The sequence below is a fragment of the Actinosynnema sp. NPDC037264 genome, assembly GCF_055603705.1.
Genome location: NZ_JBVJVK010000091.1, coordinates 14,490 through 26,540, shown reverse-complemented (window position 1 = coordinate 26,540; position 12,051 = coordinate 14,490). Strand labels below are relative to the sequence as shown.

The 12,051-nt window shown below is 72.9% G+C and carries 9 protein-coding genes; 5 read left to right on the top strand and 4 right to left on the bottom strand.

Annotated features, from left to right (window positions below):
• Positions 1-86: 86 nt before the first annotated feature.
• The 4 genes from ACZ7GX_RS43025 to ACZ7GX_RS43010 all read right to left on the bottom strand — a co-directional run bounded on the left by ACZ7GX_RS43025 (position 87) and on the right by ACZ7GX_RS43010 (position 8,567).
• Positions 87-602: a mycothiol transferase gene (locus ACZ7GX_RS43025; RefSeq protein ID WP_498786211.1), complete on the bottom strand. Its 516-nt coding sequence runs from the start codon at positions 600-602 to the stop codon at positions 87-89.
• Positions 603-709: 107 nt separating this feature from the next.
• A complete protein-coding gene (locus ACZ7GX_RS43020; protein ID WP_498786209.1) occupies positions 710-1,849 on the bottom strand; it encodes a glycoside hydrolase family 43 protein in 1,140 nt (379 codons plus the stop codon).
• 209 nt (positions 1,850-2,058) lie between these two features.
• The gene (locus ACZ7GX_RS43015) at positions 2,059-7,512 is read right to left on the bottom strand and encodes an ATP-binding protein (protein WP_498786207.1); all 5,454 of its coding nucleotides are present in this window, start codon (positions 7,510-7,512) and stop codon (positions 2,059-2,061) included.
• A gap of 398 nt (positions 7,513-7,910) precedes the next feature.
• On the bottom strand, positions 7,911-8,567 hold the full coding sequence (locus ACZ7GX_RS43010; RefSeq protein WP_498786205.1) for a GNAT family N-acetyltransferase: 657 nt from the start codon (positions 8,565-8,567) through the stop codon (positions 7,911-7,913).
• Between the two features lie 123 nt (positions 8,568-8,690).
• On the opposite strand from ACZ7GX_RS43010, the gene ACZ7GX_RS43005 reads away from it, so the two are divergent.
• From ACZ7GX_RS43005 to ACZ7GX_RS42985, 5 genes are all read left to right on the top strand, one after another.
• Positions 8,691-9,218, top strand: a complete 528-nt coding sequence (locus ACZ7GX_RS43005; protein WP_498786203.1) for a hypothetical protein — start codon at positions 8,691-8,693, stop codon at positions 9,216-9,218.
• 32 nt (positions 9,219-9,250) lie between these two features.
• Positions 9,251-10,093 (top strand): DUF3592 domain-containing protein, encoded by an 843-nt coding sequence (locus ACZ7GX_RS43000; RefSeq protein WP_498786201.1) that lies wholly within the window; start codon positions 9,251-9,253, stop codon positions 10,091-10,093.
• Positions 10,094-10,139: 46 nt separating this feature from the next.
• Positions 10,140-10,628, top strand: coding sequence for an NUDIX hydrolase (locus ACZ7GX_RS42995; protein ID WP_498786199.1), 489 nt, complete (start codon positions 10,140-10,142; stop codon positions 10,626-10,628).
• A gap of 49 nt (positions 10,629-10,677) precedes the next feature.
• The gene (locus ACZ7GX_RS42990; RefSeq protein ID WP_498786197.1) at positions 10,678-10,995 is read left to right on the top strand and encodes a hypothetical protein; all 318 of its coding nucleotides are present in this window, start codon (positions 10,678-10,680) and stop codon (positions 10,993-10,995) included.
• Positions 10,996-11,087: 92 nt separating this feature from the next.
• Positions 11,088-11,957, top strand: coding sequence for an AraC family transcriptional regulator (locus ACZ7GX_RS42985; protein WP_498786195.1), 870 nt, complete (start codon positions 11,088-11,090; stop codon positions 11,955-11,957).
• Positions 11,958-12,051: the final 94 nt, after the last annotated feature.

The window sequence follows — 12,051 nt, the reverse complement described above, 5'->3', positions numbered from 1 at the left end:
GGGCCGACAGATCCCGTTGAGGACCCGAAGTCAGTCAGTCCTGGGGTCAGACCCCAGCCGGGAGGTGCTCACCTACATCCTCACTGTCAGTCCTCGGGCAGCACACCGCGCACGAAGGCGGCCTGACCGACGTGCTGGAGGTCGTCCTCGATCACGCTGAGCAGCCGCACGGCCAGCGTCACGGGTGGGTCCCACGACTCGTCGACGACCCGCGTCAGGTCGTGACCGCTCAAGCCGCGCAGGTACGCCGCGGTGCGCTCGTGCACCGCCCGGTGGTAGTCGCGCAGCAGGGCGGCGGGCGCGTCCACGGCGGCGACCCGCTCGCCGTCGTGGCCGTAGCCGGTGTCGTCGGCGGGCAGCGGCAGGCCGAAGCGCTCGACCCAGCCGTCGGCGGTCCAGACCTGCTCGTCGCCCGCGACCTCCGCCACGTGGTCGTCCTGCACCCGGGTCAGGTGCCAGACCAGCCACGCGATCGAGTTGGCCGAGCCACCCACCCGGTACGTCAGCCGCGGTCCGGTGAGGCCGTCCAGCACGCGTTCCACGGACTCCCGAACCCGCCCGAACCCGTCCAGCAGCACGTCCACCGCGGTGACCTCGGCCATGAGCCGCCCTCCGTCCTTCGATGCCCGGCACCGGCACGCTACCGCCCGTCCGCGAACTCCGCGGGACGGGCGGCAGCGCGGTGAGGGGACCGGTGATCGTCGAACGGCTACTCGAAGAACTTGAGGCCCCACCCGGTGTCCGCCGTCGCGCCCGGCACGTTGGCGCGGCGGTAGGTCGTGTTGCCCCACCACACGAACGTGCCGGTGTACCAGTAGCGGTTGTCCCAGTGGTAGGGCGTGCCCTTCGGCACCGCGTGGTACACCATCGGGAACTTCGGGCCGGCCGGCGGACTGGTGGCGATGTCGCCGTCGAGCAGCACGAACGTGTGGTGGCCGGGCCCGTTGACGTGCAGGGTCGGGTCCCAGCCGGTCATCATGGTGGCCCGGTTGGAGCCGAACAGGCAGCCGTTGGACTTGTACCAGTCCCACACGTGGGTGGGGTCGCCGCCGGCGCGCAGCCGCAGGTCCGCCAGGCAGTACTGCTCGCTCCAACTGCCGTTGGCCGAGTACACCACGTGCAGTTGGCCGTTGGGGTCCTTGATGACCTCAGGCGCCTCGTTGATGAACGGGTTGCCGACCACGCGTTCCCACGGCTCGCGCGGCTGGGAGATGACGTAGCGGTTGCCGACCGCCGTGAGCGGGTCGGACATGCGGGCGATGTAGAGGTTCTGCTCGACGTTGGTGGTGCACTCCCACCCCGACCAGATGAAGTAGCGCTGGCCGTTGAACGTCACCGGCACCCCGTCGATCGCCCACCGGCCACCCGGCAGGGCGAGGGAGACCTCACCGGTGTAGCCGGAGTCCGGCGAGGCGGAGCTGATCGCGTACATGCGGTGCGCCGCGTCGTGGCCGGCCGTGAAGTAGATGTAGTACCGACCGCCGTCGCGGACGATCTCGGGCGCCCACACCGAGCCGAGGTTGCGCGCGTCGCGCCACACGAGGCGCGCGGGCGCGGCGGCCAGCCCGTCCGGGGACGACGCCTGGCGGACCTGGATGCCGCCACCGCCGACCTGCGCCGAGACGTAGGTGCCGCCGACGCGGATCACGCTCGGGTCGGCGGCGCGCAGACCGGTCTGGCCCAGTGCGGACACCTGGCAGTCGGCGGACGTGGTCGGTTCGGTCGCGGAAGCCGTCGGCGCGGCGAGGGCGAGGGTGGCGATGACGGCGGTCGCGGCCGCCGTGAGCCGCCTGGTCCTTGTCGTGGACGTTCCTGCGGGTGTTCCTTCGGTGCTGGAGGAGAAGCGCATGGGGTCTCCTTTGCGGTGCCTCGAAGGCGTGGTGGGAACTCACCGTGAGAGCGCTCTCACACCTCGAGGCTAGTACGGAGACCACCTGCCGGGAAGGGGCGCACCGCAGGATCGAACCCGGCGCCGGAACCGGGGTGACAGGCCAGGCGTGCATCGGCAACGCGACGGGGGGACGGCGCCGCAACGCCGTCCCCCCGTCGTCGAACCCGCTACGCCCGCCGGGACTCCAGGGCCTGGATGATCCGGGGCCGGAGCTCGACGGCCGGGATCACGGCGTCGACCGAGCCGACCTCGACCGCGCGGCCGATGCTGTGGATCCGGTCGAACTCGCGCGCGATCTCGCTCTGCTTCTCGGCGCGGACCGCGGAGCGCACCTCGTCCAGCTCGGCCGTCAGCGCGGCCCGGTCGGCGCCGGTCGCCGCCGCGCTCCTGGCCTCCAGGTCGCGGACCCGGGAGTCGGCCGCGGTGCGGGCCGCGACCTCCCGCGTGAAGACCACCGCGGCCGCGGGCGCGCCACCGAGCACGGAGGCGAACGAGCCCTCCACGGCGAGCACGGTCATGTTCGGGTTCAGCGCCTTGGAGAACACCACGAACGCGCCACCGTGGTACCGGGAGATCACGCAGAACAAGATCGGACCCCGGAAGTTCACCACGGCCCGGCCGATCTCCGCCCCGTACTCCAGCTGGAGCGCGCGCATCGACTCGGGCGAGCCGTCGAACCCGGACAGGTTCGCCAGCACCACGACCGGCCGGTTGCCGCTGGCCGCGTTGATCGCCCGCGCCACCTTCTTCGACGACTTCGGGAACAACGTGCCCGCGGTGTAGGTGTCCGGCCCGTCGGTGGGCGGGAAGCCGCGCCGCTCCACCGGACGTGACTCGATGCCCACCAGGGAGACCGGGATGCCGCCCAGGTGCACGTCCTGCACGACCGCCGTCCCGGCGTCGGCCATGCCCGCCCAGCGCTCCAGCACCGGGCGGTCCTGGTCGGCCAGCGCGCGCATCACGACCCGGATGTCGAACGGCTTCTTGCGGTCCGGGTTGTCCTGCGCGGAGAAGATCTGCCCGACCGCGGTGAAGTCGCTGCCCGCCGCGTGGTGCGGGTAGCCGGTGACGTCGCGGTCGTGCGGGTCGGTCGTCGCCACCCGGCGCGGCCCGTCCTCACCGGGTGCGACGTAGGTGTGCTCGTAGTACGCCATCAGCAGGTCCCGGGCCGACGGCAGGTCCGGCGCCCAGTACTGCGCCTGCCCGTTGGGGCCCATGACCCGGTCGTAGCCGCCGATGCCGAAGTTGTCCTCGGCGGACACGCCGCCGGAGTAGTCCAGCGACTGCTTGCCGGTGAGCACCATGGCCGAGTCGGGCGTCATGATCAGGACGCCCTTGGTGTGCATGAGCATCGTGGCCTCGGCGTTCCAGTACGGCTGGGCGCCGACGTTGATGCCCGCGACCACCACGTTGATCTCGCCGCCGCCCTGGGTGAACTCGACGATCCGCTTGAGCGCGGCGGCGACCCAGTCCATGTTCTCGGTGCCGGACTCCATGGAGATCCGGGCGCCGGCGGACAGCGCGTACCACTCCACCGGCAGCTGGAGCCGTTCGGCCAGGTCGAGCGCGGCGATCACGCGGCGGCACTCCGGTTCGGACAGCGCGCCGAGGGAGTCGGTCGGGTCGCCGAGCAGCACGACGCGCTTGACGCCCTCCGGGTGCCGCGCGGTCGGCGTGCTGACCACGCCCGCGACCATGGCCGCGGTGTTGCGGCCCTTCGGGCGGTCCACGGGCACCAGCGCCTGGGTCTCGTCCAGGTCGTACTCGGTGAACTCGCCGATCATGCCGGTGATCTCGTACGGGTACGCCGTGTTGCGGCTGCTCGCCCGCAGCACCTTCTGCCGGTAGCCGTCCAGCGGCAGGATCGGCGCGTCGGACGGCTCGCCGAAGGAGAACGTCGGGGTTCCGGTGGTGTCGAAGGAGATCCGCAGCGCGACCCGCACCAGCTCACCGGACTCGTGCCGCTGCCGGAGGATGAACTCGATCTCCTCCAGGCCCGCGCCCGCCGTGGTGGGCAGGATCCGCTTCGCCAGCATCTCCAGCTCCTCGCGGGTGATGTCGCTGGCGGGCCAGACGTAGACCACGATGCGGTTGGTGTTGAACCGCGCCGACGACGACCGCAGCGACTGGGCGCGCCGGATCGAGTCCAGGCAGGTGGCCAGCGTGTTCTCCGCGGTCGGCAGCGCCGCGAGGCGGCCGTCGTGGTCGCGCAGGGCCACCAGGTCCCGGATCTGGCTGAAGGCCACGATCCGCTCGTCGGCGCGGTTGTCCCGGGCGACGCAGTGGAACAGGTAGACGTCCTCGTCGGAGGACGGCTGCCGGGTGAGGTCGAACTCGCGCAGCCGCTCCAGCTGCATCCGCTGGGCGATGTAGGGGTGCAGCCCCCGGATCAGCCGGTCCTCCGCCATCCCGGGACCGGCCGGGCGGAACGTCACGTGCTGGTGCCCGACCGAGCCGCCGCGGCCCGCGACGGTGAGCGTGAGCCTGCGGACCTGCTCGGGCAGCGGGTGCGCGCCGACCACGGCCGCCAGCGCGGCGGCCAGTTCGGCGGCGTCCTCCGGCTGGTCGCGCCACGCGAGGTAGACGTCGGCCTCCAGCGTGCCCGTGCCGGCCGCCAGGGTGCCGAGGCTGCGCAGCGCCTCGCCGAGGTCGTCGTGGCTGGTCGCGGTGGACACCACGGTGAAGTCGGTGCGCTCGGCGGTCACGAAGGTGCGCTCGCCGATCGTGCTGGTGCGGATGTCGACCAGGCGGTTGTTGCCGTAGTACCGCCGGGTCAGCACTTCCAGCATCAGCGCGTTGTCGAGGGGGCTGCGCTCCAGGTACTGGCTGAACAGCCGCACGAGCGGTTCGGTGGTCCGCACCATGCGGGCGACCCGCTCGTCGCGGTCGGGCGCGTCCGGGTGCTCGGTCAGGTACCGCACGTGCTTGCGGACTTCGGCGTAGGTGCGGGCCCGGTTGCGGCGCAGCAGCGGCTGGCCGAGCCAGGCGAACACGACGCCGCGCGCGAGGTCGGAGACCGCGGGGAACCGCACCTGGGTGGCCGAGACCAGGTGCTCCAGGGCGAGCCCGACCGTGTCGCGCAGCGCGTCGTCCGGCGGCGCCTCGTTCAGCCAGGACCGCAGGATCGCCGCGACGACCCCCGCGTCGGCGGTGGCCCGTTGCAGGGCGAGGAAGATCCGGAAGACGGCGGCTTCCAGCTCCGGGGTGCGGTCCAGGCTGGTCACGCCGTAGTGGGCGAGCGCCGTGGCGAGCTTGCGCTGGAAGCGCTCCGGCAGGCCCGAGCGGTCCACGTCCAGGCTCTGCAGGTAGGTGTGGAAGAACTCGCGGGCGCTGTGCACGTGGCCACCGCCGCCGGTGTCCTCGCCCGCGGGGCGGTTGCGGCTCAGCTCGGCCAGGTCGGCGAACGCCGTGAGCAGGGCGACCTCCCCGGCCAGCGGACGCCGGCCCGCCGCGGTGGCCTCCTGCCGCGCGTCGAGGTAGTCCCGCAGCACCCTGGCGTCGTCGTGCGGGTCCACGTCGAAGCCGAGCAGCTGCCCGCGCAGCTCCTGCAGGCCGCGCTCGACGCGGTCGGCGGGGGAGGCGTCCGGGAGCGGGGCGAGGTCGAGCTCGACCGGCTGGTCGGCGGCGGTGTCGGCGACGTCGTTCTCGGCGAGGGGTTCCAGCCGCAGCAGCGGCGCGCCGCTGGCCACCTGGCTGTTGACCGCCACCGCGCACTCCTTGACGCGTGCGGCGAACGGCGCGCGCAGCACCGTCTCCATCTTCATGCTCTCCAGCACGAGCACCGGCGCCCCGGCCTCCACCTCGTCGCCGACCCCGACCGGGGTGGCCACGACGAGCGCGGGCGCGGGGGAGCGCAGCACGCCGCCCTCGTCCCGGCTGACCCGGTGCGCGACGCCGTCCACCTCGACCAGGACCACCGGGCCCGTGGTGCCGATGAGCAGGCGGTGGCGGGTCCCGTTGACCCGGATCTGCCCGGAGTGCGGGTCGAACCGGTCCAGCTCGACGTCGGCGGCGCCGACCTGGCCGCCGGCCTCGATGCCGACCCGGAACCGCTGCGCGCCGACCCGGGTCACCCGGACCCGGTAGGTGACACCGCGCAGCTTGAAGTCGAGGCTGCGGCCGTGCTCGTGCCGCACCTGCGGCCGGCCGCCGAACGCGGTGGACAGCAGTCGCTGCTGCTCGGCGCCCTCTTCTTCCTCGTAGGCCTGGATCGCGGCGGTGGCGACGGCCACGGCGGCGTGGCGGTGCGCGACGAGCCTGCCCTCGCCGCGGACCCGGTCGATCCAGCCGGTGTCCGCGCTGCCGTCCAGGACCTCGGGCTGATCCAGCAGGTCCAGGACGAAGCTCTTGTTGGTCGCGCCGCCGTCGATGACCACGGTGGTGTTGCCCATGGCGCGGCGCAGCCTGCCCAGCGCCTCGGTGCGGTCGCGCCCGTGGGCGATGATCTTGGCGATCATGGAGTCGAAGTCCGCCGGGATGGTGTCGCCCTCGCGGACCCCGGTGTCCACCCGGATGCCGGGGCCCGAGGGCAGGGAGAGCCGGGCGATGCGCCCCGGTGACGGTGCGAAGTCCCGGTCGGGGTCCTCGGCGTTGAGCCGGGCCTCGACGGCGTGTCCGCGCTCGACCGGCGCCGCGCCCTCCAGCCGGTTGCCCGCGGCCACCCACAGCTGGGCCTTGACCAGGTCGAACCCGGTGGTGGACTCGGTGATGGGGTGCTCGACCTGCAGGCGGGTGTTGACCTCCAGGAAGGCGAACGTCCGCTCGCCGGGGTGGTAGAGGAACTCCACGGTGGCCGCGCCCCGGTAGCCGACCGCGTTGGCCAGCCGCTCGGCGGAGGCCTTGAGGTCAGCGGCCTGGTCGGCGCCGAGCACCGGGGACGCCGACTCCTCGATGATCTTCTGGTTGCGCCGCTGGACGGAGCAGTCGCGCACGCCCAGCGCCCACGCCGTGCCCTGACCGTCCGCGATGACCTGCACCTCGACGTGGCGGGCGCCGGTGACCAGGCGTTCGAGGAACACGACGCCGCTGCCGAACGCCCGCGCGGCCTCCTGGCTGGTGCGCTCGTAGGCGTCGGTCAGGTCGGCCTCGTTGGTGACGACGCGGATGCCGCGACCGCCGCCGCCCGCGGTGGCCTTCAGCATCAGCGGGTAGCCGATCCGGGCCGCGGCGGCCAGGGCCGCGTCCAGCGACTCCACCGGACCCCGGCTCCACGGCGCGACCGGCACGCCGACTTCCTCGGCGAGCAGCTTGGCGCCGATCTTGTCGCCGAGCCTGCGCATGGCCTCGGCGCTCGGGCCGACGAACGCGACCCCGATCTCGTCGCACAGGGAGGCGAACGCCGGGTCCTCGGCGACGAAGCCCCAGCCCGGCCAGGCCGCGTCGGCGCCGGTCTCCACCAGCGCCTTCTTGAGCACCTTCAGGTCGAGGTAGGGACGGGTGGACGCCGGCCCGAGGTCGTAGGCGACGTCCGCCTCGTGGACGAACGCGGCGCCGCGGTCCACGTCGGTGTGCAGGGCGATCGTCTCGATCGCGGCACCTGTCTCCTCGGCCAACTCCCGGGCCGCGTGGATGAGCCGCATCGCGGCTTCTCCTCGGTTGACGATCGCGATACGGCGGAACATCCGACCGGTCATTCCCTTCTGTACGTGCCCTCGAGCCTGTGGTGCCGATCCGGGCCGCGTCCGTGCTCTTCCCCGGGCCGACCCGCGCTGTGCCGCGGCCGGCCTGGGAAGACTACGGCCACCAGGCGGCTCGTACCCCCACGGGAAGGGCATTCTCGTCGCCACGAACGCCCTCACCTGCACTTTTGCCACGACCGAGGTGCGGCTTCGCGCCCCGTGCCACCGCGAGAACCACACCCGACGAACATTCGCGTTTCGTGATCCCCGTTCGGTGAGCGGTGTTCACCTGATCGAGGACGGCGGGCTGTCCGGGGCCGAATCGGAGTTGGCCGCCTCGACGGACGATGTGTGCGATATCGCTCGGGCTCGTCGAATGGAATTCGGCGGGCCGGTGACGATCAGCGCTCGAAGTCGACCCGCATGACGACCCGGCGCAGCGTCGGGTGGCTGACCTGGGTGAACCCGGCGTCCTCGAACACCTGGCGCGCGCCGACGCGCATCTCGCCCCAGATCACGTCCCGGCCGGGCTCGGTGATCATCGCGTAGGCCTCCAGCGCGCGGGCGCCGCGACCGCGGGCGAAGTCGACCGCAGCGCGGGCCAGCAGGTAGGTCAGACCGCGGCCCCGGAAGCCCTTGCGGACCACGAAGCAGGTCACCGCCCACGTCGTGCCGTCGTCCTTGTCCTCCTCACGTCCCTTCCACGGGATGCGGGACGTGCGCAGCTTCGGGTACGCCGTGCGCGGCTCCACCGCGACCCAGCCCGCCGCCACCCCGTCGACGTAGGCCACCAGACCGCTCGTGACCTGCGCGTCCGGGGTGTCGCACGCGGTCTGCTCGCGCAGCATCGCGGTGCGCTCCTCCTGGGTGGTGTCGCGCCAGAACCAGCCGACGACCTTCAACCGCTGGCACCGGCACTGCCCCGGCTCGGAGGTCCCGAACACGTCCCGCAGGTCGTCCCACGACGCCTCGTTGGCGGGCACGACGTGGACCTGCCCCTCGGTGATCGGGCCCGTCGTCCCGGCCCCCGGCACGCGCAGCGAGGTGTCGTCGGTCATGCGGGCAGGCTAACCACGGTTCCGGACGTTCTGCTTCCGCAACCGGCGAACCTGGGACCGGTAGGGCGCCTGGTCCGCCGCACGCTGTGGTCACCACGTCAGCGGCTCGGAAGGCAGGACACCGTGTTCAAGAAGCTTCGGGACAAGATCGACAACGCCACGCGGCAGGCGACGGCGCGCGGCGAGCAGGACTTCCAGCGGCACGCGGCGCAGTTCCAGCGGGAGGCCGCCGCGGAGGGGCACGACATCCGCCCGCAGCTGCCGACGCTCGGCATGGTGTCGCACGCGTTCGGCACGATGACCGACGACCCGGCGATGGCCGCGTTCCTCGCGCTGCCCGGCGAGGAGCAGTTGCGCCAGCAGCGCGAGGTCAACGAGTACGGCCGCAACCTGCGCAGGCTCCACGAGTCCGGCGAACCGGCCACCGCCGTGGTCCGCACGCTCGAACCGACCGGGAGGGCGGTCGCCGGCCAGCTCCAGTACACCTCCGCGCTCGACGTGACCCGCGCGGACGGCACGACCTACCGGACCACGATCACGCACCTGGTGCCGACCATGGCGTTCTCGCAGTACACCCCGGGCACCAGGCACGAGGCGCGGATCGACCCCGCCGACCCGGCCAACGTCGGGGTGTTCGGGCTCGTCGACTGAACCGCCCGCGGGGACACGGACGAGGAGATCTCATGTTCCCCTACGGGAGGTTCTGGTGGGCCGGTCTGGGCCTGCCGGAGGACCCGAGGCGGGACCGCGAGGCACGACGCAAGGTGTGGCTGCTCAGCGCGCCGACCTCGCTGAGCTGGGCGGTGGTCGGGTGGTCCGGCGCGCTCGGCCTCCTCGACGGCTTCCGGCTGATGGCCCTCGACCGGGTCGACGCCTGGGGGCGGGGCCCGTCGACGATCTCGCTGATCGTGGTCTTCGGCGTCTTCGTCACGATCGCGTCCACGCTCGGGTTCGCCATGAGCTGGGCCGACTGGGGCGCCTCCTGGTGGTCCGGCACGGGGTCCGGCGTCGGCCGGTTCGCCACGTTCCTCGGCCTGGCGATCGGCACGGCCCTCGCGGCGTCGTCCTGGACGGTCCCCGAGGCGGTCGGCGGCCGTCCGGCGGCCGACGGACGGCCGGGGGAAGCGTGGATGCTCGTGGACTGGGTCGTCTACTACGCGCCGTACCTCCTGCCCGGCGTGTTCGCCGAGCTCACGGTGGTGACCGGCGCACTGCTCGTGCACGCGGCGCGGAAGACGGCGAGGCAGGACGCCTCGCCCGACCTCGAACACACGGGGTGGCGGGTCACGGGGCGGATCGACCACGTCGAGTTCACCCACGACTGGGGGATGGGGAGCCCGCGGTTCGCGGTCCGCATCACCTACCAGGGCACGTCCGGTCCGCGCACCGCCGTGGCCACCATGATCACCTCGGTGTTCGCCGCGCCGGTGGTCGGCGCCGCGGTCGACGTGTTCTACGACCCGGCCGACGACGAGTCGATCGTCGTCCGAGCACGGCACGACCAGTCGGCGCGGTTCCCGTACTGATCGTCGCCGAGATCACGGGCCCGCGAAGGCTCGATAGGGTCACCGGGTGCCCTCGGTGAACCTGCGCCACTCGGTTCGCGCGGTCGTCCTGGACGAGGACGACCGCGTCCTGCTCTGCCGCCACGCCGTGCCCGGCCCGGCCGGCACGACGGTGGTGTGGGCCGCTCCCGGCGGTGGCGTCGAACCCGGCGAGACCCGGCTCGCGGCCCTGCGCCGCGAACTGCGCGAGGAGGTCGGGCTCACCGCCTTCGACGCCGAACCGCTGCCGGCCTGGCGTCAGGAAGCCGTCGGGCCGGACTACGCGCCGGGCCACGACGGCGTGGTGAACGACTACTTCCTCGTCCGCACCCGGTCGTTCACGCCGCGCGGCGCGATGTCCGACGGCGAGCTGGCGGCCGAGCACATCACCGGCCTGCGCTGGTGGTCGTTGCCGGAGGTCGTCGGCTACCGCGGTCCCGACCTGTTCTCCCCGCGCGACCTCGCCACACCGCTGGCGGCGCTGATCGCGGACACGCCCGCGGCGCCCGGGCCCTGAGCCCCGGCACTCCACGTGCGTGGCCGGAGGCATGCGCCAAGATGTCCGGATGAGCGCACTAACCTTCGGTCACGACGACGACACGTTGATCATCGTCGACGGTCAGGTCCTGGAGGTCTTCCAGCGTCGCACCGAGGGCTCCCTCCGGGTTCCGCTCGCCTGGCTCGGCGTCTGGCTCGAAGCCGACAAGCCCGGCCGGACGCGGATCGTGATCGGCGCCCGGACCACTCCCGGAGGGCCGGTCTACTCCGAGCAACCGCAGGAGCTGTACCCGTTCCGGAGGCTGCCGGTGAGCGCGGAGGACGTGACGCGGTACCGGGCGTTCTTCGTCGACGTCGCCGCTCTCGCGGGCCGGTCCTCCGCGTGACGCGCCGGACGACGGGCTGATCGGATCGGTTCGCCGCGGTCGGGCGCGGTCGGGGTGGCCGAGGGCAGGGTTGACGTCGAAGGGAGGCCATCGTGATCTCGGCACTCAACCGGCTCGTCGACCTGGTCGAGGAGCACCTCGGCGAGGAGCTCGACGTCGACGGGTTGGCCAGGCGGCTCGGCACGACCGGGTACCACTTGCGCCGGATGTTCTCGTCGTTGGCGGGCATGCCGCTGTCGGAGTACGTGCGGCGGCGGCGCATGACAGTCGCCGCCGCCGACGTCGTCCGCGGCGAGGGCGACCTGCTCGACATCGCCGTCCGGCACGGCTACGGGTCGAGCGAGGCGTTCGGCCGCGCGTTCCGGGCGGTCCACGGCGCCAACCCCGGCGACGTCCGCCGCGGCGGAGGTCCCCTTCGCGCACAACCGCAGCTCAGGTTCCGCCTGACCGTCGAAGGGAGCACCCCCATGGACACCCGCATCGTCGACCGCCCCGCGTTCCGGCTCGTCGGGCACGCGACCCGCGTCCCGCTCATCCACCACGGCGTCAACCCGCACATCCAGGAGCACATCACCGCGCTGCCGCCGGAGGAGCACGTGCGGCTCAAGGCCCTCGGCGACACCGAGCCCCAGGGCCTGCTCCAGGTCTGCGACGACGTCGACCCCGACGGCGCCGAGGGCAGCGAGCTGACCTACCTGCACGGGGTCGCCGTCACCCGGGACACCCCGGCCCCCGACGACCTCGACGGCATCGACGTGCCGGCGGGCAGGTGGGCGGTCTTCCGGACGGCCGGGGCCTACCCCCAGGCCTTGCAGACGACGTGGGCCGCGACCGCGACGGAGTGGTTCCCCTCCAACCCGTGGCGCCTGCGGCCTGGACCCTCGATCGTCACCGTCCTGGACCGCGCCGACGACTTCAGCACCGCCACCTGCGAGCTGTGGCTGCCCGTCGAACCGGGCTGAACGGCACGTACCGTCCACAGTGGAGGGGGGGGGGGGGGGGGGGGGGGGGGGGGGGGGGGGCGGCGGGGGGGGGGGGGGTGGGGGGGGTTTCGTA